The sequence below is a fragment of the Salinactinospora qingdaonensis genome (assembly GCF_039539445.1).
GTDB classification, from domain to species: Bacteria; Actinomycetota; Actinomycetes; order Streptosporangiales; family Streptosporangiaceae; genus Salinactinospora; species Salinactinospora qingdaonensis.
In genome coordinates this window covers 221502-241385 of the sequence record NZ_BAABDD010000003.1, presented here as the reverse complement: position 1 = coordinate 241385, position 19884 = coordinate 221502, and the positions used below count along the sequence as shown (strand labels likewise).

Here is a 19884-nt window from a genome sequence, read left to right as displayed (position 1 = left end):
GGGAGGAGGTGCGAGCGACGGGAAACACCACGTGTCCTCCTCAGCCCCAACCCACCGCGCCCCGGCCCCGAGCACGACGAGGACCGCCCAACGGCACCGCTCGTGGCGACCATGGCGCGCAGACCGGCCTCGCCCGCTGGCTCCCGCTAGAGCGGCGCCCCCGCGGGCAGCACCCGACACACCGTGCCCATGTGCCCTCGCCCCCTCGCCGCCCCTCCCGAAAACACACCTAACTCAGCACCGTGCGCTCGCGCTCCAGCGCGGTCTTGGTGAACTCCACCAGCGTCTCCTCAGCATCCTCACCGCCGTTGAGTACGGCTGTCACGCCCAGGTAGCCGTCGCCGCGGTAGGTGAGGTTGTGCATCCGGGTGCGCTGGCCCTCCGGTCCGCTTGTGACGAGGAACGCGCGCGAGCCCGCCCCGATCTGGGCCAGATCCAACTCGTTCACGTGGTAGCTCGTGGCCTCCTCGCCACCCACGCTGGCCGTGTAGCTCGCGCATTCCTCAGGCACTTCGGTGGCCAGTGCCCGCTCGCTTTCGGAGTCGGAGAGTTCGATCAGCAAGTGGGTGATCGTCGCGTCGCCGTCGACGAAGGTCGCCAGGGAGGCCGGGGCTTGCCGCACCGCAGCCAACCTTCCCCACCGGTTCACCGCGTCCATGCAGTCGGCCTTGTCAACAGTGGCCTTCTCCCGCAGCTCCTCCATCCGGCGCACCGTCGCCAACGTACTGTAGGTGCCGCTCTCGCTGCGTTCGGGAACCACTTTGGCCTCGTTGAACTGCACGATCTGGGCTTGGCTCAGTTGGGCCGCCGCTTCGGCGTTGGGATCGGCGTCCTCCGCGCCGTCGCTCTCGTCGGCGCTGGCGCAGCCACTCAGTACGCCGGCGAGGGCGACACCCAAGACGGCTGTGCGTAGCCAAATGTGGACTTTCTGTAGTTCCATGGAGTGCTTCATGGTGCTGTTTCCTCTTCTGTGCGATATTGCCGCGGAGAATGGCAGAGGTGGCGTGCGGGCGTGGATCATGTTCGGAGGGACGTCGTGCGGCGACGTTCCGACGCGCATAAAGTGTTTGGTTTATTACTCAGCGTATCGACAAAGGATGATGGTGTCGGAGTCCAATTCGCCCCGTTTTAGAGCCGTCCTCGACTCGATCCCGGCCTACCGGCCGGGCCGCAAGGTAGTCGGCCCCGGCGGGCGGTCGCACAAGCTTTCCTCGAACGAGACGCCCTACGGCCCGCTGCCCTCGGTCGTCGACGCGATCGCCGCCACCGCGGCCGGGGTCAACCGCTACCCCGACGCCGCGGCAGCCGAGTTGACCGCCGCTATCGCCAACCGTTTCGGGGTAGCTGAGGAGGAAGTGGCGCTAGGGGCGGGCTCCGTCGGGCTGTTGCAGCAGCTCATGGCGGCCGTTGCTGAATCCGGTGTCGAGATCGGCTACGGGTGGCGCTCGTTCGAGGCATACCCGCTGTTGGCCGAAGTGGCCGGTGTGACCTCGGTTCGGGTGCCGCTGCGAGAGGAGTATCACGACCTCGACGCCATGGCGGCTGCCATCACCGATCGCACCCGCATGGTGCTGGTGTGTAACCCCAACAACCCCACCGGAACGGCGGTGGGCCGCGCGGAGTTGGTGCGCTTCCTCGACCGGGTTCCCAGCGATGTCCTAGTCATCCTTGACGAGGCTTACCGCGAGTTCGTCCGTGACCCCCAGGTGCCCGACGGGCTCACCCTGTACCGCGACCGCCCCAACGTCGCCGTCCTGCGCACCTTCTCCAAGGCGTACGGGCTCGCCGGGCTGCGCGTGGGGTTCCTCATCGGCCATCCCACCGTCGTCGACGCCGCCCGCAAGACTCTCGTGCCCTTTGCCGTCAACCAGATCGCCCAGGCCGCGGCCATCGCCTCGCTGGCTGCGGAGGAGGAGCTGCTGGAGCGCGTGGCGACCCTGGTCAAGGAGCGCGAGCGGGTACGCGAGGCCCTCCTTGCCGACGGTTGGACCGTCCCGCCCACCGAGGCGAACTTCGTCTGGCTGCGCCTGGGAGAAGACACCGTGGCCTTCGCCGAGACGTGCGAGCGCGCGGGGGTGGCCGTGCGCCCCTTCGCCGGTGAAGGAGCGCGCATCAGCGTTGGCACGCCCGAGGACAACGACGCCTTCCTGACGGCAGCGGAGTCCTTCCCTCGACGTCACTGATCCGGATGTCCCGGCGGCTCCCAGGGCACGGGCCACACCCGCGCCTTGGGAACCCGCTAAAAGCCGCTGACTTCGGCCCGCCTACTTACTCGCCTTGTCCTTGTCGAGCTTCTCCACGATCAGCCGGTAGAGCTGACGCGGTCGGCCGGGTTGCAGCGTGCGGTTCGGCGGCAGTGGCCACGCGAGCCCTTCCTCGACGAGGGTGCGCAACAGCCTGCGCGCCGTACGCGGCGTCACGCCCAGCATGCGGCCGGCGCTCTCGGCGTCGACCACGAGCGGGGCGTCCTCCTCCGCAATCTTCTCCGACAGCCGCAGCAGCGTCTCGCGTCCCTTAGTGCGCAATGGCTCGCCTGACTGGCGCTGTGGTGCCCGCTGAGCCGGCACGAGCGACCGGCCCTCCCGATCGACCGCGAAGCTCTGGCGCGTGGCCTGAGCACGGCTCAAGGCCGCTCTGGCATGGGTCTCGGCGTCCTGGGTGGTGCGCCCCATGCCGATCCCCACCTCGATAGCGATTCCCAACTCGGCTTTGATCCGCTCCACGAACGGCGGTTGGCGGAACCCCTCGGTGGCCGAGACGAGCGAACCGCGCGTGGCCGTCACCATGAACGTGTGATCGTCCACGGGGTGGGCCGTGGCGTTGATGCGGTGCGCCTCCTGCAAGAGCAGGCGTTGCAGCGCCAGCCGCAGCTCTTCGCGCCAGTATCTCGGGGTGGAGCGCCGGGTGGAGTCGCGCAACGTCGGTACGTCCACGATCACCACACCGAGCTGGGCCTCCTCCAACCGATGGTGGGCCCCTAACAGCCCCGCGGTCTGGAGCGCGCTGCGGACCCCGGCATTGGTGGGCCGTAGCCGCAGCGTCGGCACACCGATCGCCTCCAGCCGCTCGGCCACCCCGCGCACGCACGTGATGGCCATCCGGGTGGCTTTGCGCCGCCACAGCCCCTCGTGGAACGAGGTCAGGGCGGCTGTGCCCACTAACTCCTCATGTACGTGGATGCTGTCAACTGGCAGATCCACCTCCGAATACGCCTCGACCACATCGGTGCGACTGAGCACGTCCAGGCTTGCGCGCGTGGGGTCGAATCTCTCGTCCAACGTCGCACGCAACAGAGCCTCGTGCAGGCTCGCCCCGCTCAGCGGCACGTAGGTCGCTGGCATGGTCAGTACTCCGGCTTTACGGGCGAACTCGTAGGGGACCGGACTGGCGAAAAGATACGCGTCGATCGCCGATCCCAACCGCAGTACTTTGTCGGTTGCCTCTTGCTCGTCTCGATAAGCGGCGGCGATGAGTCTGGCGTTGAGCGGTCCTGTCGATCCCGGACCCATGAGCATGACACGCTCGACTACCTCGTGCGGCCCGATGACACCAATCGTCAGATCGCCGGTACGCTGCGCACTCACCTCGGGCTGCTCCCCGCTACCATTCCACGCTCTTCACTATGTGCGCCCACTGGTCCCGACCCAATTCCTGTCACGGCATGATTGCCGAGATCGTACCCATTGTGGGGAGCGTATGAAGATCGTTTGACACAGAACGTCAAAAGCGTGGGTGGGAGCCTGGACCCCCCACCCAGCGCGAACTGGGGTTATCCGGATCGACCGGACTAAACCCGCTCCACGTCCGCGCCCAATGCGGTCAATCTAGCCGAGAACTGAGAGTGACCTCGATCCACCAAGTAGCCGGGCGCGACCACCGTCTCCCCATCGGCGGCCAACCCCGCCAGCAGCAGAGCGGCGCCGGTGCGCAGATCGTGGGCGACGACTTCGCTTCCGTGCAGGTCGGTGGGACCGTGCACGATGGCTCGCGTGCCCGCGACCTCGACTTTGGCCCCCATCTTGTTGAGCTCGTCGGCGAGGGCGAATCGGCCGTCGTATATGGCTTCGTGGATGTAGCTCTCGCCGTCGGCCAGCGTGGACAGGGCCATCAGCGGCGACTGGAGGTCGGTGGCAAAACCCGGGTACGGTGAGGTGACGGCGTTGATCGGGCGCAGCAGCGTGTTGGCGTCGCGGCGCACGTGCAGCACCGCGCCCTGCTGGGCGAACTCCACGCCCATCTGCTCCAGCTTCCAGCGCGCCACACCCAGGTGCTCGATGTTAGCGCCGACCAGGCTGACCTCACCGCCAGTGGCGGCCGTCATCATGGCGAACACACCAGAGTCGATACGGTCGGACATAATAGTGTGCTCGACTGCGGTGAGTTCGTCGACGCCCTCGACAGTGATGAAGCCGGTCCCGCCACCGCTGATGCGGGCACCCATGCGGCTGAGGAACTCGATGACGTCGATGACCTCGGGCTCCAGCGCCGCGTGCTCGATCACGGTGGTCCCCTGGGCCAGCACCGACGCCATGATCAAGTTTTCGGTACCGGTGTGGGAGGGGGTGTCCAGGTAGAGGTGGCCTCCGCGCAGCGAGCCGGCCTTGACGTTGATGTGGTTGCGCTCGCTGTCCTCGGAGACCTCGGCGCCCAACCGGGCGAAGCCACGGTAGTGGAAGTCCAGGTTACGGCTGCCCAGATTGCAGCCCCCCACGCCTTCGATGCGCGCACGACCCATACGGTGCATCAGGGCGGGAACGAACAGCACGGAGCCGCGAAAGCGTGCGGCGATGTGGGCCGGTAGAACGGCACGCTCGGGGTCGCCGAGTTGAGAGGCGTCGATGACAACGGTGCGTTCGGCCTTGTGGAACTCGACCTTGGCGCCGACGTGTTCGGCGAGTTCCAGCGCGCGGTAGACGTCCTCGATGATGGGGACGTTCCGCAGCACCGTGCGCCCCTTGGCCGCGAGCAGGGCGGCACCGATCATCGGCAGGACGGCGTTCTTCGCGCCCTGGATGAACGCGGTTCCGTTCAATGGGCGGCCTCCGCGAACGCGGTAGCGAACCTCCTGGCCCATGCTCATTTGCTCCTTCGTGAGGCGATTCAAAGGTGGTACTCGTCGGGCGTGTCTATGTGCGATCAGACGCGGGGTTCACGCGGAGCGTTCCGACGAGATGGGCTCAACCGGTAGCCATGTGGCGATGACTCTATAGCAACACACCACGCATGCCCGTTCAATCTGCGGCGATTCACCGGATTCGCCGAAAACCGTGCATGCAGTCCGGTTTTCCAGGGTCTCCGGGGTCTCCGGGGTCTCTTTGCCATAGCAACCACGCTCGATCAGCCCTGTACCGGTGTGTGTGGCTCCTCCGCGGCGGCCCTACCCGGTGCGGTACGCGCCGATACGGAAAAACACCTCTACTACTGTAAGCCGTGCGCATTGTGGCTAGACCCATCGTGGTGCGGATCACCTGGCCGGGACGCCACCTTCACGGCGGTAGTGGAGTTGAGAGGTCGCTGCCACAGCCCCGGCGCCGCAGCGGTTGGCAGCGTCCGACGCTCGTCTGCGCCCCGCTTCCCCGCCCTTCGGCCAGAGACGGCCACCTCTCGGCACCGCCGTGGAGCCGCCTTGGCCCCTTTCCGTCTCGCCGTTGAAATCCGCTGGCCAGAAGTGGTGATCGACGTGACGGGGGCAGCAGGCACGCCCTGTCCGCCATCCGTGCCGTAGCAGGGTGGGTCCACCGCGCCACTGGCTAGCTCCCGAGCCCCGCCCCTTTGGTCCCGTCCCGTGTGTCCACGCGCATCGACGGCCCCCGGGGGATTGCGCTTGCTTTGCGCCCGCCCGAGAGATCTTCCCACCCTGCCCAAAGGCCCCACCTCTGGCAGCGCCCGCCGCAGGTCGGCGAAAAGCAACATGTGGGGACTTGGGTGCCTTTACATATGGCCGGCTGGGCTCGCGCTGGGGGCTGTGGGGGGCCAACCCCGGGCGGGAGCCCAGCCGGCCCTGAGACGGCGGTGCTGTGGCCGTTGAGAGGGCCCGCAACGGCCGGGCCGGCAACCGGGCCGTCGCGCCAAGGCCGGGGAAAGGCCCCACGGCCCGGCAGCGTGCCGGCGGCGCCAGCCCTTCCCCACCCCGGCGGGGCGTGCTCGCCCTTCCGCGGCCGGCCCACCTTCGTCTCACTACGCCCCGCGGGCGGGCGGTCAGCTCAGCTTGCCCAGCCGCTCGAACACCGGCCCCAGGCGCGCTACGAAACGCTCGGGGCGACACACCTCGTCCAGCCGGGCCTCGTCCAGGGTGACGCCGCGCGCGTCGGCCTCCTCGCGCAGCGTCGCCCGGAACGCCACCTCGGTCTCCCAAGTGCGCATCGCCGCCGCCTGTACCAGCGCGTAGACGTCCTCCCGCGACAGTCCCGTCTCGATCAACTCCGAGACTACGGTCGAGGAGTAGATCAGGCCGTGCGTGGAGTCGAGGTTGGCCCGCATCCGATCGGCGTCGACGACCAGCCCGCTCACCAGCCGCGTAGTCAGATGCAGCAGGTAGTCGGTGGCGATGGCGGCGTCGGGCAGCGCGATGCGCTCAGTGGAGGAGTGGGAGATATCGCGCTCGTGCCACAGCGGAATCCCCTCCATGACGGGCACGATCTGGCCGCGCACAATGCGCGCCATCCCGCAGATGCGCTCGGACAGGATGGGGTTCTTCTTGTGCGGCATGGCGCTGGAGCCCTTCTGCCCTTTGCCGAAGGGTTCCCACAGCTCGCGCACCTCCGTGCGCTGGCCATGGCGGACCTCTAGGGCCACCGCCTCGCACACCGAGGCCATGACCGCCAGCGCGCTCACCCATTCCGAGATGCCGTCGCGCATGACGACCTGGGTGGAAACGTCGGCCGGGGCCAGCCCCAACCGCTGGGCCACGTAGGATTCCACCGCCGGGTCGATGTTGGAGTAGGTGCCCACCGGCCCGGAGATGGCCATGACGCCCACGGCCTCGCGGGCGCGCCGCAGCCGGTCGCGCGAGCGCGCCATGGCGAACGCGAAATCGGCTACCCGGTGCCCCCACACATCGGGCTCGCCGTGGATGCCGTGCGTGCGCCCCACCCGCAGCGTCTCCCGGTGCTCCAGCGCGTGGTCCCGCAGCGCCGCCACCAGGCGGTCGGCCTTGCCCAGCAGGATGTCGGTGGCCTCGACCAGTTGGGCGGCCAAAGCGGTGTCGAGCAGGTCGGAGGAGGTCATGCCGAAATGCACCCACGCCGCGGCCTCACGCGGTTCAGTGTTGTCGGCCCAGGCGGTGAGGAAGGCGATGACGTCGTGCTGGGTGACGGCCTCGATTTCGGCCACCCGCTCCGGGGTGGGGGGCGGCGCCTGCCGCACCGGCTCAACGGTCTCGGCCGGCACGGTGCCCGCCCGTGCGTGAGCCTCCACCACCAGCGTCTCGACCTTGCACCAAAGTTCGTACTTGTGCGCGTCGCTGAAGACGCGGCCCATCTCCGGAAGGGTATAGCGCTCGATCACTCACCCATTCTGGCAGGACTGGGCAGGACGGGCGCGGCAGGCGGGCCGCACCGCCGCGGTTTCAGCGTGATCCAGCGAGGAACCCGCCCCTTTCCGAGGCCGGAAGGAACCGTTTCTCTGAGCTGCTCCGCCCCGCATGGGCGCAGGGGGCCGCACTGTTGACATGAGCCAGATCAGGCGGGTCGTTTCTGGGTCTCGAAGTACTCCTTAACGAGGGCCGGGGCGCGCCGCCGCAGGAGCCGGCGAAGCACGCGTCCCCGCCACCCCATAGGGGTGTCTGGACGGAGGAGGAGTTCCCCCAGCGGCCAGTTGGGCGCTACCTCCAAACCCGGTCCTTTAAAGCCAGGTCATGTCGCCCCTTGGTCGGCCAGTGCCGCCCGTCGCGCGATGTCGCCGCGGTAAAAACAGCCGCGCAGCTCGATGTGGTCCACCGCCTCGTAGGCGCGGTCGCGGGCTTCGGCCAGGTCGGGACCAGAGCCCACCACGCTGAGCACCCGACCCCCCGCGGAAACCAGGTGCCCTTGGGCGTCGCGCTTGGTGCCGGCGTGCAGCACGTAAGCCCCCGCCACAGCCTCGGCAGCATCGAGCCCGTGGATGGGATCGCCCTTGGCAGGGGAGCCGGGGTAGTTCTCGGCCGCGATCACCACGGTCACGGCCGCACCCGGCCGCCACTCCAGAGCCTGCACGCCGCCCAACCCGCCGGTGTCGCAGGCTTGCAGCAGGCCACCCAGCGGAGTCGCCAGCCGGTCGAGCACCACCTGCGTCTCCGGATCGCCGAAGCGGGCATTGAACTCCACCACCCGGGGGCCCTGCACGGTGAGCGCGAGACCGACGTAGAGCATCCCCTGGAAGGGGGCGCCGCGCCGCGACATCTCGGCCACGGTGGGCGCCACGATGCTGCCCATGACCTCCTCGGTGAGGCCGGCCGGAGCCGAGGGCAGCGGCGCGTAAGCCCCCATGCCGCCGGTGTTGGGGCCCTCGTCGCCGTCATAGGCGCGTTTGAAGTCCTGGGCGGGCAGCAGCGGTACTGCGTGTCTGCCGTCGCTGAACACGAACAGCGAGACTTCGGGGCCGTCGAGGAACTCCTCAACGACGACGCGGTGGCACTTCCGGGCGTGTTCCTTGGCGGCGGCGAGATCGGTAGTGACCACCACGCCCTTGCCGGCGGCCAGCCCGTCGTCTTTGACCACATAGGGCGGGCCGAACGCGGTCAGGGCCTCAGCGACCTGCGACGCCGAGGAGCAGGCCCGCGACCGCGCCGTGGGTACCCCCGCTGCGGACATGACCTCCTTGGCAAAGGCTTTCGAACCCTCCAGTCGGGCCGCGGCCCGGTCGGGGCCAAACACCGGAATCCCGGCGCGACGCAGCTCGTCGGCCACCCCCGCCACCAGCGGCGCCTCAGGGCCGATCACCACCAGCTCCGCCCGCAACCGCGCGGCCAGCTCGGTGACGGCACGCCCATCGGTGACGTCGACGACGTGATTCTCCGCCAGTTCCGCTGTCCCCGGATTGCCGGGCGCGCAGTGCACAGCGGTCACACCGGGGTCGAAGGACAGGGCACGGGCGAGAGCGTGCTCGCGGCCACCGCCGCCGAGAACGAGGGCTTTCACAGGGACGAACCAACCTTGGCTTAAGAGCGGACACGGGTGCGCACGTGGCGCCTATGTCCATTCTGAGTCCTTACCGGCCCCGGTTGGTCCGCGGCGGCGCCGGCCAGGGCGCTAGACCAACGAGCGCAGCTCCAGGGTCTGGTCGCGTCCCGGGCCGGTGCCGATGGCCGAGATGGGAGCGCCCGACATCTCCTCCAGGGCCCGCACGTAGCGCTGGGCGTTCTTGGGGAGGTCCTCGAAGGAGCGCACCCCCGACATGTCCTCGTTCCAGCCGTCCAGGTACTCATAGATCGGCGTGGCGTGGTGGAAGTCGGTCTGGGTAACGGGGAACTCGTCGTGGCGCACACCGTCGACCTCGTAGGCCACACATACCGGCACCCGCTCCAGCCCGGAAAGCACGTCGAGCTTGGTGAGGAAGAAGTCGGTGATCCCGTTGACGCGGGTGGCGTAGCGGGCGATCACGGCGTCGAACCAGCCGCAGCGGCGGTTGCGGCCTGTGGTAACGCCGTACTCGTGGCCCTGCTCACGCAGCCAGTCGCCGGACTCGTCAAGCAGTTCGGTGGGGAAGGGGCCGGCACCCACGCGCGTGGTGTAAGCCTTCACCACCCCGATGACCTTACTGATGCGGGTGGGGCCGATGCCCGCGCCCACGGCCGCGCCGCCGGCAGTGGGGTTGGAGGAGGTGACGAAGGGGTAGGTGCCGTGGTCCACGTCAAGCAGTGTGGCCTGCGAGCCTTCCAGGTAGACGACCTTGTCTTCGTCGAGCGCGCGGTTGAGGACCAAGCTGGTGTCGGCCACGTAGGGCCGCAGCTCCTCGCCGTAGGCCAGGTATTGGTCCAAGATGCGCTCCAGCTCCAAGCCCCGGCGGTTGAAGACCTTGGTCAGGATCTGGTTCTTGTCGTTGAGCGCTAGTTCCAGCTTTTTGCGCAGGATCTTGGCGTCGAACATGTCCTGCACGCGCACGCCCACGCGCGAGATCTTGTCGGCGTAGGTGGGGCCGATACCCCGCCCGGTGGTGCCGATGCGCGCCTTGCCCAGGAACCGCTCGGTGACCTTGTCCAGAGCGCGATGGTAGGGCATGATCAGGTGTGCGTTCGCCGAGACCAACAGGTTCTCGCAGGTGACGCCACGCGCTTGGAGGCCGCGGATCTCCTCGAAAAGCACCTCGGGGTCGATGACCACGCCGTTGGCGATGACCGGGACGACGTTGGGGGAGAGGACGCCTACCGGCAGCGAGTGGACCGCGTACTTTTCCTCACCGATGACAACTGTGTGCCCGGCGTTGTTGCCGCCCTGGAAGCGCACGACGTAGTCGACACGGTCACCGACCAGGTCAGCGGCCTTGCCTTTGCCCTCATCCCCCCATTGGGCGCCGATGATCGTGATGGCCGGCATCCGCGTCTCCCTCTTCTTCTGCTCGCGAGGACCGTGCACCCACAGTCATGGTGGCTAGTGCCTACGAAAGCCCCTGGCGCAAGGCGGCGACAGGGGCTCTTGCGTGTCGAGCGTACACGAACGCCGCTCACACGTCAGGGTCCGGTTTGCTGCTGTTTGACGTTTTTAAAGATTTGTTGCGATTACTCTCACCCGTTGAGAGCTTCCGCCGCCTCCCCGCTGCTGTCGCGGAGGAAGCTACCGCAGCGCTCGGCCTCGTCGGTCTCGCCGATGGCCGCGGCGGCCCGGCTCAGCGCATGCAGCGAGCGCAGGAAGCCGCGGTTGGGCTCGTGCGACCACGGGATCGGACCGTGCCCCTTCCAGCCCGCCCGCCGCAACTGGTCGAGCCCGCGGTGGTAGCCGGTGCGGGCGAACGCGTAGGCGGCCACGGGGTCGCTGTCGTCCAGCGCCCCTTCGGCCAGGTGGGCCCAGGCAGCCGAGGAAGTCGGGAAGCGGGCGGCGACCTCACGTGGGTCCCGCCCCTGCTGTAGCTCCCCGCGCGGGCCGGCGTCGTCGGGCAGCAGCGTCTCGGGCGGTTCGCCCAGCAGATTGGTGTGCGCGTCCATACCGCCCATCCTGCCAGCGCCGCCGCGTCAGGCAGACACGCACCGCCGGGCGCGGGTGGGGCGGGCGCTCCCGGCTCGACCGGCGAGCCGGGAGCGGGGCCGGGAACCGGCGCGGGGTCCCCGGCCGGCCTAAAGCGGCGAGCACTACTTCATTTTGTTGCCTGCCGACTTCAGCATCTGCGTGGCCTCGACGACGCGGGCGGCCATGCCAGCCTCGGCGGCCTTGCCGTAGGAGCGCGGGTCGTAGGCCTTCTTGTTGCCGACGTCACCGTCGACCTTGAGCACGCCGTCGTAGTTCTTCATGATGTGGTCGACGACGGGGCGGGTGAAGGCGTACTGGGTGTCGGTGTCGATGTTCATCTTCACGACCCCGTAGTCGATCGCGGCGTGAATCTCCTCCAGCGTCGAGCCGGACCCACCGTGGAAGACCAGGTCGAAGGGGCGGTCCTTGCCGTACTTGGCGCCGACGGCGTCCTGGATCTCCTTGAGGACCTCCGGGCGCAGCTTGACGTGGCCCGGCTTGTACACGCCGTGGACGTTGCCGAAGGTCAGGGCCGCCATGTAGTAGCCCTTCTCACCCAGGCCCAGTGCCTCGGCGGTGCGCAGGCCATCGCCGGGGGTGGTGTAGAGCTTCTCGTTGATCTCCCCGACGATGCCGTCCTCTTCACCGCCGACCACGCCGACCTCGATCTCCAGGATGATGTTGGCCTCCTTGGCGGCGGCCAGCAGCTCCTGGGCGATCTCCAGGTTCTCGGTCAGCTCGACCGCCGAGCCGTCCCACATGTGGGACTGGAACAGCGGCTCCTGGCCCTTGGCCACGCGCTCCTTGGAGATTTGCAGCAGCGGCCGTACGAAGCCGTCGAGCTTGTCCTTGGGGCAGTGGTCGGTGTGCAGCGCGATGTTGACCGGGTACTTGTCGGCGACGATGTGGGCGTACTCCGCCAGCGCCACCGAACCCGTGACCATGTCCTTGACGGTCGAGCCGGACAGGAACTCCGCGCCACCGGTGGAGACCTGGATGATGCCGTCACTCTCGGCCTCGGCGAAGCCGCGCAGCGCCGCGTTCAGCGTCTGGCTGGAGGTCACGTTGATCGCCGGGTAGGCGAAGCCCTGCGACTTCGCCCGGCTCAGCATCTCAGCGTAGACGTCCGGGGTAGCGATAGGCATGGTAGTGCCTCCTGATTGGCCTTGAGTGTTGCCTGTAACGGCCTCGACGAAGGCGCGAGACCGAGTTCTTATACGGGAATACCCATTGGGTTACCCGAGCCAGTATCGCGAACACCGGCGATAAGCGAAAGGTCTAGACCAGGGCGGCGCGGTGGGTTGCGCTGTTGTCCCTGGCGTTAGTGGTGTTGGTGAGTGATCTCTCTCGCAGTGTTGATCACTATGGGTAGTCAAAAGAGCGGTGGAATCTACCAAAATGTGGTCAAATTGGAGATAAGTTGGCATTCACGGGTACGTGCTGTCGCTTATGACGGGTGATTCACGCTACATTCAACTTCGTGGGACGACATCGCAATGATCCACGGGGCGTCGGCCAACTGTTGGCCATCGTCGGAGTGGTCGTTCTGTTCATCGCCCTCGTAGTCCTCGGTGGTTACTTCCTCTACCGCTCCCTACCTGGGAACGGCGAGCTCGTGGTGCCCGATGATTCGGCGGCCCTGACCCAGCCAGAGGAGACAGCCGCGGCCAGTTCGCTCTACATCAGAGTGCTGGGCGAGTCCAGCGACATACTCGTACGTGTACCCGGAGGCAAAGTCCTCACCGACACCACCATGCAGCAGGGCCAGTACGTCACCTACGACCAGCCGCGCCTGGATGTCACCATCGGTGCCCCCGGCGCGGTTGAGGTCTTCGTCAATGGCCAGGAACGCGAGGTAGCCGACGAGCCCCCCGGATACAGCTTCACCGTCAAAGCCGATTCCTCGCCCCGACCCAGCACCACACCCACCGAGTCCTCCTAGAGCCCTCCCTTGGTTCGCCCCTAGCGCAAAGCGCGACAGGTGCGCCCAGGCGTCGCCCGGTGGACCCATACAGGGACTGTTCGTTAGCTGTGCGGCGCTTGGTCAGGGCCGCCGGGTTGGCTAGATCGTGAGCTCGTCCAGTTCGAAGGCGGCACGGTAGGTCAGCCCCTCGCCGGTGATTTTGGCGCGCGCGCCGCGTTCGACGATCACGGCGACCCCCACGACGTGGGCACCAGCCTCGCGCAGCGCCGAGACGGCGGTGAGCACCGACCCGCCGGTGGTCGAGGTGTCCTCCACCGCCAGCACCCGACGGCCCGCCACATCCGGACCCTCGATGCGACGCTGTAGCCCGTGGTCCTTTCCGGCTTTACGCACCACGAATGCGTCCAGGGCGCGCCCGCGAGCCGCCGCAGCGTGCAGCATCGCCGTGGCGACCGGGTCGGCGCCCAGGGTCAACCCGCCCACCGCGTCGTAGTCGAGATCGGCCGTGGCATCCAGCATCACCCGTCCCACCAGGGGCGCGCTCGTGCCGTCGAGCGTGACACGGCGCAGGTCAACGTAGTAGTCGGCCTCCGCGCCCGACGAGAGGATGACCTTGCCGTGGATCACGGCCTTATCGTTGATGTGCCCGAGGAGATCCGCGCGATCGCTCATGATCATCGAGCCTAGACCCGCCGGTCGCCGGTTTCGACCACTGAGCGCCGGCCCACCCATGTCGACCCAGTCCATGAAGAGGTGTTCATGACCGACCAGAACGTCACAGAGCACATGCGTGTCGAAACCACCGTGGCCGACCGCGACAGTGCCGAGCGGTTGGCGAGGTCGGTGATCGAGGCCCGGGTCGCAGCGTGCGCCCAGGTGACAGGGCCGATCACGAGCTTCTATCGGTGGGAGGAGGAAGTCCACAACGACCAGGAGTGGCTGGTGGTGATGAAGGGCGCGGGAGACCGCCTCGATGCCCTCACCACCCACTTGCTGGCCGTTCACCCCTACGACGTGCCCGAGATCATCGCCACCCCTATCGAGGGTGGTAACCCCGAGTACCTGCGATGGGTGGTTGAGGAGACGCGCCCCACCGAGTGACCCGCTGTGCGTTGGCGCCTGCTGGCGCGGGGCGCCCCGCGCCAGCAGGCGCCCCGAGAAAAGAGCGCGGGCCCGTGGGCCCTACTCGATTGAGTGGCCGTCCTCGGCGGTTTCGCTGCCCGCCAGGGGCCAGCTCATACGCACAACCGTGCCGTCGTCATTGGGCTCGATGCTGACATCGTCGGCCAGCCCGACGATGACGGCCAAGCCCACATCGGGCGACAACCCCGCCAAACCACCGGCAGGCGTGGCCTCACCCAGATAATCATCGTCGAAGTAGCCGTCGAGGGCGGTGTCGGCCTGCGCTTCCTTCGCGGGAGCGCGGTCGGAGACGACCACTTCAAAACGCCCGATCCCACTTCCGTTGACCCGGGTGGGTTTGGGCGTCTCGCGCCGTTGGGAAGGCTCAGCCTCCTTGTCGGCGCTGTCGATGAGTTCGAGCTGGATCGGTAAAGCGGGGCAGTGCGCGCGGTGGGCCTCCACCGCGCGAGAGCATGCCTCCCCCACCGCCAGACGCACTTCGTCGAGGGCGGACTCAGCGATACCCGCCCGGCGCGCCACGGCCGTGGCCATAAGACGTGCCGTACGCACGTGGGCCGGTAGCGCACTGATCGTGAGCTGGACGATTGCCATCGCTCGCTCGTTACGTGACTACTTCGACTTACGCTTGTCGATGGCTTCTCGCACCGACTCGTATATACCGAACACCTTGGTCAAGCCGGTGATACGGAAGATCTTCAGGATGCGCTCCTGAGTGCAGACCAGATCGAGCGTACCGTCGTGAGCTCGCACGCGCTTCAGACCGCCGACGAGGACGCCGAGCCCCGTCGAGTCGAGGAACTCCACCTTCTCCATGTTGACGACGAGGTGGAAGTTGCCTTTGTTGACCAGATCGATCAGTAGCTCACGCAGCCGGGGCGCGGTGTAGACATCGATCTCACCTTCAACGACGACGATCTCGGTGTCGTCCTCGGTGTAGTGATCAAGCTTCAAATCCACTAGTCCTCCAGCGCCGAACCGCGACTCATCGCCGCGAGTGATCTCTGCCGGGCGTTACCCCACAGGGCGGCATTCAACCACGCCTGGCCGCTTCTTCCGCGTGCTAAGCACAAGAAAACCACGACATCGCGCGTGTGTTCCCTCAGATGACACACTGAAACCGATATCCATGCAGCGGTTCTTCAGTCCTCAGCCATACGACGTCTGCCGAGGGGGTGCCGAGTGAGTCGGGCGAACCGGTGGGAGTCGGCACTCCAACGGCTGTGGCGTGACAATACCCCGAATTCCCGGTTGACACATGTGGAGAACCTGGTTGGCAGCCGCGGGGTAAGCGAAGAGTGGCCAGCCTGGACACCATCCTCCCTGATCGAGCGGCTTGCCGATACGGGGATCACCGCTGCCTGGTCACACCAGGTAGTTGCCGCCGATCTCGCTTATACCGGCAATAATGTGATCATAGCTACCGGTACGGCATCCGGGAAATCACTCGCCTTCCTGTTGCCTTGCGCGGCGGCTGTCACCGACGGCGGCACCGTGCTCTACCTCGCTCCCACCAAGGCACTAGCCGCCGATCAGCTTCGTGCCCTGGAGGAACTTCTTCCCTCCCCTATGGTCGCCGCTTCCTACGACGGCGACACCCCCGGGCCCGACCGCGCCTGGATTCGCAGCAACGCCGATTACGTGCTGACCAACCCCGACATGTTGCACCGGGCCATCCTCGGCCGCCACACCGCGTGGTCGTCCTTTCTGCGGCGGCTGCGCTACGTCGTGATCGACGAGGCCCACCACTACCGGGGAGTCTTCGGCTCCCACGTCGCCCAGATCATCCGGCGGCTACGCCGCGTGTGCGAGCGCCACCACGGGCGGCCCACGTTCATTCTGGCCTCGGCTACGACCGCCGAGCCTGCGGAGAGCGCGAGTCGCCTGACCGGCCTGCCGGTGCGGGCGGTCACCGCCGACGCCTCGCCGCGCGGCGCGCTGAGCTTCGCCATGATCGAGCCGGAGTTGACCGATCAGGTGGGCGAGAAGGGGGCGCCGCTGCGGCGCACCGCCACAGCCGAAGCCGCCGATCTGCTCGCTGGTCTCGTTGCGGAAAAAGTGCGCACCCTGGCGTTCGTGCGTTCCCGGCAGGGCGCCGAGATTGTTGCCCTGTCGGCGCAGCGGGCGCTGCGCGACGGGAAGGCTCACGAGCTGGCCCGCTCGGTGGCCGCTTACCGGGCGGGATATCTGGCCGCCGACCGACGCCAACTCGAACGTGACCTGCGTTCGGGTGAGCTGATGGGGTTGGCGGCCACCAACGCGTTGGAGTTGGGCGTCGACATCACCGGGCTGGACGCTGTGCTGGTGACGGGCTGGCCCGGCACGCTGGCCTCGCTGTGGCAGCAGGCCGGCCGCGCCGGGCGCGGCGGCAGCGATGCCTTCGCCGCCTTTATCGCCCGCGACGACCCGCTCGACACCTACCTTGTCCACCATCCCGAGGCTGTGTTCGGCCGGTCGGTGGAGTCGACGGTGCTCGACCCGGACAACCCCTATGTCCTGGGGCCGCACCTGTGCGCCGCCGCCTCGGAGCTGCCGCTCACCGAGGCGGACCTGCCGGTGTTCGGCCCCGCCGCCGAGGCGGTATTGGCCGATCTGGTTGACCGGAAACTGTTGCGCAAACGGCCGAGGGGCTGGTTCTGGGCGCGCCGAGATCGCGCCTGCGACTTGGCCGATATCCGGGGCAGCGGGGGGCCGCCGGTGCAGATCGTCGATACCGACACCGGCCAACTGCTGGGCACCGTCGACGAGGCAGCCGCGCACGGCACGGTGCACGAGGGCGCGGTCTACCTGCACCAGGGGCAGGCACACGTGGTGGACACGCTCGACCTCGACGAAGGGGTGGCGCTGGTGCGCGCCGCCGATCCCGAGTACAGCACGTGGGCCAGGGACGTCACCGAGATCGAGATCATCGCCACCGAACGGGAACAGGACTGGGGCGACCAGGCCACGGTGTATTTCGGTGATGTGCGGGTGACCCGACAGGTGGTGGCCTATCTCAAGCGTGACGTGCGCACCGGCGCGGTGCTGGGGGAACGTCCGCTGGAGCTGCCCGAGCGCGTCCTGCGCTCGCGCGCGGTGTGGTGGACCGTGGGCCAAGAGATCGAGGAGCGGCTGCGTGGCGAGGGAGTGGAGCTGCGGGGCGCGGCCCACGCCGCCGAACACGCCGCGATCGGGCTGCTGCCGCTGTTTGCCACATGTGACCGATGGGACATCGGCGGTGTGTCCACCGCGCTGCACGCCGATACCGGCCGGCTCACCGTGTTCGTCTACGACGGCCACGAAGGCGGAGCGGGCTTCGCCGAGCGCGGCTACGCCGCTGCCCGAGCCTGGCTCACCGCAACCCAGGAAGCCATCGCCACCTGCGAGTGCCTGGACGGCTGTCCCTCGTGCATCCAGTCGCCCAAGTGCGGCAACGGCAACGAGCCGTTGAGCAAGGCAGGGGCGCTGCGGCTGCTGGAGGAGGTACTCGCCCGCGCGTGAGCGCACCCGGCCCACACGCCCCACAGGCACAGGAGGCGAGGAGCGCGGATGCGCCGCCCCGGCCGGCGGTCCCCTCCCCAAGCGCGCGGCGATACGGGGACGCCCCCGGCAGCGTGCGCTGGAGGGCGACTCCCCCCGTCCCCGCAGGGCCGGCGGAGCCGACCTGTGGCCGGCGGCGGTTTCGGCAAGGCAGCGGGGGCGGGCTCGCGATACCCCCGAAGGTGGGGCCACATCCCACCAGGAGCCGGGTGTCACGAGCGCCATGCCCTCCGGATCGGGGCGGCTTCTTAGTCGGACGAGCGGCGTTGCCCCCGGTAAAGTGGTGGAAACCGCGGCCACCCCACGCTCAGCCGTAACGCCAGCCCCAGCGCGGCCACAGCGGCGAGGGTCAGCGCCGCAGTGAGCGCGACGAGACCGTGCGCGCCGCCGCGGGGCCAGGAAGCCGGTAGCGAACCCTCGTAGTGCGACTGCGGCCCCTCGACGGGCGACGCCGAGACGGTCGAGGCGTCGCGCGCGGACACGGGTTCGCTCGGCTCGGCGGGTAAAGCTGCCGGAGTGGGACGGTGCGCGCCGCTCGCGGAGCGGGGGCGCGGCGCCTCGGCCGGCCCCACAGCGATGGGACTGGGCAAGGAGGCTTCCGCCGGGCTTGGCTGCGTCGGGTGCGGGCCGCGGGCGGACTCGGCTCCGGCGTTGGCCGGTGCGGCATAGGAGCAGCAGGCCAGGACGGCGATGGCGGTCAGGCGTGGGAGCGGGCCGGTGGACATGACGCTGCGCGACCTCCTGTGCGGACGGTGCAACCGCTGTGGATCGAGCGGCGGACGAAGGCACGGGGGCGGGGCGCTGTACCGAGCGAACGGGACCGGCGCGCGCCCGCCCGATGGCCGGCTCAGACCACCGCCGCGCGGGCACGGTGACCGTGACGTCGATGGTGTGGCCCGACAGCCGGCAGGCGGTGAGCCGGGCCCCGTTGGCGCGGGCTGTCTCGCCTGCCACGGCGCAGGCACGCTGCCGCCCTTGGGCGGCCCTTTCGGCTCCGGCGAGGGCGGCCAGATCGGCGGCTGCGGCGGCCCGGTGGCGGTCGACGCGGATACTGGCCACGAGCAGCACCGCCACGGCGCACCACCAGACCAGGGCGCACAGGGTGATCGTCCACACGGTGGCCGAGCCGGACTCGCAGCGCGACAGAGGGCGGACAGTGGGCATAGGGCGGCCTCCTCAACGTTTCACGGAGGGTTCCATGGGCACGCTGGCTCGGCCGCTTACCCGAAGTGGTGAGCCGATCAGTGGCCCCAGTGACACCGGCGCCGAGACCCGCACGCGGGCGAGCCCGGTGGCCGCGCCGATGTCGATGGCGGCACCGGCGGGAGCGATCGAGGCGGTGCGGGAGCGTACCGAGGCGGTATCGTCGCCTCGGGCGAGGGCGCGCGCTCCCGCCCGCGCGGCGTCGACACATTCCAGTTGCACGGCCGCGGCCGTGATGGCCGCCAGCGCGGTGGCCAGGAGCAGCGCCAGGCTCGGCAACGCCACCGCCAGTTCGGCGGTGACGGTTCCCCGCTCCTCGCGCGCCCCGCGGTGCCGCCCACCCACGTCAGCCGCCGACCTGAAGGGCGTTGGTGACCAGCGACGTGATCGTCTCTCTCACCTCTGAGCTGGTCAGGACCGCGTACAGCACAGCGGCGAACGCACAGGCGGCGACCGTTCCCAAAGCGTACTCAGCGGTCGACATGCCGTTCTCGCTGGCTGCCCGCCCGGCCCACAGGGTGTGGAAAACCCGGCCGGTACTGGCTCGAACGGCGTGGATGAGGGACATGGCGGACTCCTATGGACGGCGCGGACGGAGGGGATCTCCGACTTGAAACCAGCATGCGCCGCAGAAAAGCGCGCCGGGAAGCGCGATTTTCTTTGCTGTGGATAACCCACAAGGTTTTCCACAGGATGTGGAAAATAGTGTCATGACTGTGCGAGTGACCCAGCGGTTTCCACCGGGTGGCCATAACCCAAAATCCCAGCGTCCTGAATCGGTTGGCTGCCTCACCACTGGTGCGCCGCCAAATTGCGCGCAGCGCCAAGGGCGAGCAGGGCCAAGACATATACCGGTCTCGCCTCGCCGCCGCGCACCCCTCGGCACCACCGGCTGTGCGGCTGGTGAAATCGGTGCCTCATGAGCATCCACGCGCCCGGGGAGAGGAGAAAGAGAAGGGG

At 68.3% G+C, this 19884-nt stretch carries 18 protein-coding genes and 1 pseudogene; 4 read left to right on the top strand and 15 right to left on the bottom strand.

Going from position 1 to position 19884, the window contains the following annotated elements; genetic code table 11:
- Positions 1 to 229: 229 nt before the first annotated feature.
- Positions 230 to 952, bottom strand: coding sequence for a hypothetical protein (locus tag ABD848_RS04970; protein ID WP_344967766.1), 723 nt, complete (start codon positions 950 to 952; stop codon positions 230 to 232).
- 148 nt (positions 953 to 1100) lie between these two features.
- Between ABD848_RS04970 and hisC the strand changes: the two genes are divergently transcribed.
- A complete protein-coding gene (gene hisC, locus ABD848_RS04965; RefSeq protein WP_344967969.1) occupies positions 1101 to 2183 on the top strand; it encodes a histidinol-phosphate transaminase in 1083 nt (360 codons plus the stop codon).
- A gap of 81 nt (positions 2184 to 2264) precedes the next feature.
- Here hisC and ABD848_RS04960 read toward each other — a convergent pair whose 3' ends face one another.
- From ABD848_RS04960 to fbaA, 7 genes are all read right to left on the bottom strand, one after another.
- On the bottom strand, positions 2265 to 3515 hold the full coding sequence (locus ABD848_RS04960; protein WP_344967967.1) for a transcriptional regulator: 1251 nt from the start codon (positions 3513 to 3515) through the stop codon (positions 2265 to 2267).
- 272 nt (positions 3516 to 3787) lie between these two features.
- Positions 3788 to 5080 (bottom strand): UDP-N-acetylglucosamine 1-carboxyvinyltransferase, encoded by a 1293-nt coding sequence (murA, locus tag ABD848_RS04955; RefSeq protein WP_344967764.1) that lies wholly within the window; start codon positions 5078 to 5080, stop codon positions 3788 to 3790.
- 1118 nt (positions 5081 to 6198) lie between these two features.
- Positions 6199 to 7506, bottom strand: a complete 1308-nt coding sequence (purB, locus tag ABD848_RS04950; protein WP_344967762.1) for an adenylosuccinate lyase — start codon at positions 7504 to 7506, stop codon at positions 6199 to 6201.
- Between the two features lie 347 nt (positions 7507 to 7853).
- Complete coding sequence (gene purD / locus ABD848_RS04945; RefSeq protein ID WP_344967760.1) at positions 7854 to 9116, bottom strand: phosphoribosylamine--glycine ligase; 1263 nt, start codon at positions 9114 to 9116, stop codon at positions 7854 to 7856.
- Positions 9117 to 9227: 111 nt separating this feature from the next.
- Positions 9228 to 10511, bottom strand: coding sequence for an adenylosuccinate synthase (locus tag ABD848_RS04940; protein ID WP_344967759.1), 1284 nt, complete (start codon positions 10509 to 10511; stop codon positions 9228 to 9230).
- A gap of 188 nt (positions 10512 to 10699) precedes the next feature.
- Positions 10700 to 11116: a DUF3151 domain-containing protein gene (locus ABD848_RS04935; protein WP_344967757.1), complete on the bottom strand. Its 417-nt coding sequence runs from the start codon at positions 11114 to 11116 to the stop codon at positions 10700 to 10702.
- A 144-nt stretch (positions 11117 to 11260) separates the two neighbouring features.
- Positions 11261 to 12283 carry a class II fructose-bisphosphate aldolase gene (fbaA, locus tag ABD848_RS04930; RefSeq protein WP_344967755.1) on the bottom strand — a complete coding sequence of 341 codons (1023 nt, stop codon included), beginning with the start codon at positions 12281 to 12283 and terminating at the stop codon, positions 11261 to 11263.
- Positions 12284 to 12618: 335 nt separating this feature from the next.
- On the opposite strand from fbaA, the gene ABD848_RS04925 reads away from it, so the two are divergent.
- Positions 12619 to 13080, top strand: a complete 462-nt coding sequence (locus ABD848_RS04925; RefSeq protein WP_425567433.1) for a RodZ domain-containing protein — start codon at positions 12619 to 12621, stop codon at positions 13078 to 13080.
- A gap of 120 nt (positions 13081 to 13200) precedes the next feature.
- On the opposite strand, the gene pyrE is transcribed toward ABD848_RS04925, so the two are convergent.
- A complete protein-coding gene (pyrE, locus tag ABD848_RS04920; protein ID WP_344967753.1) occupies positions 13201 to 13734 on the bottom strand; it encodes an orotate phosphoribosyltransferase in 534 nt (177 codons plus the stop codon).
- A gap of 87 nt (positions 13735 to 13821) precedes the next feature.
- On the opposite strand from pyrE, the gene cutA reads away from it, so the two are divergent.
- Complete coding sequence (gene cutA / locus ABD848_RS04915) at positions 13822 to 14163, top strand: divalent-cation tolerance protein CutA (RefSeq protein WP_344967751.1); 342 nt, start codon at positions 13822 to 13824, stop codon at positions 14161 to 14163.
- 81 nt (positions 14164 to 14244) lie between these two features.
- Here cutA and ABD848_RS04910 read toward each other — a convergent pair whose 3' ends face one another.
- Positions 14245 to 14796, bottom strand: a complete 552-nt coding sequence (locus tag ABD848_RS04910) for an ATP-binding protein (protein ID WP_344967749.1) — start codon at positions 14794 to 14796, stop codon at positions 14245 to 14247.
- Positions 14797 to 14814: 18 nt separating this feature from the next.
- The gene (locus ABD848_RS04905) at positions 14815 to 15162 is read right to left on the bottom strand and encodes an STAS domain-containing protein (protein ID WP_133739892.1); all 348 of its coding nucleotides are present in this window, start codon (positions 15160 to 15162) and stop codon (positions 14815 to 14817) included.
- Between the two features lie 291 nt (positions 15163 to 15453).
- Here ABD848_RS04905 and ABD848_RS04900 point away from each other — a divergent pair, with 291 nt between their 5' ends.
- Positions 15454 to 17682 (top strand): DEAD/DEAH box helicase, encoded by a 2229-nt coding sequence (locus tag ABD848_RS04900; protein ID WP_344967744.1) that lies wholly within the window; start codon positions 15454 to 15456, stop codon positions 17680 to 17682.
- A 287-nt stretch (positions 17683 to 17969) separates the two neighbouring features.
- Here the strand turns inward: ABD848_RS04900 and ABD848_RS04895 are convergent, their stop codons facing one another.
- The 4 genes and pseudogenes from ABD848_RS04895 to ABD848_RS04880 form a co-directional block, all read right to left on the bottom strand.
- The gene (locus ABD848_RS04895) at positions 17970 to 18446 is read right to left on the bottom strand and encodes a hypothetical protein (RefSeq protein WP_344967742.1); all 477 of its coding nucleotides are present in this window, start codon (positions 18444 to 18446) and stop codon (positions 17970 to 17972) included.
- A gap of 103 nt (positions 18447 to 18549) precedes the next feature.
- Positions 18550 to 18885, bottom strand: a pseudogene (locus tag ABD848_RS04890) (Rv3654c family TadE-like protein); the annotation flags it as partial.
- A 12-nt stretch (positions 18886 to 18897) separates the two neighbouring features.
- Positions 18898 to 19269, bottom strand: coding sequence for a TadE family type IV pilus minor pilin (locus ABD848_RS04885; RefSeq protein ID WP_344967740.1), 372 nt, complete (start codon positions 19267 to 19269; stop codon positions 18898 to 18900).
- Between the two features lies 1 nt (position 19270).
- The gene (locus tag ABD848_RS04880) at positions 19271 to 19492 is read right to left on the bottom strand and encodes a DUF4244 domain-containing protein (protein WP_344967738.1); all 222 of its coding nucleotides are present in this window, start codon (positions 19490 to 19492) and stop codon (positions 19271 to 19273) included.
- Positions 19493 to 19884 lie beyond the last annotated feature (392 nt).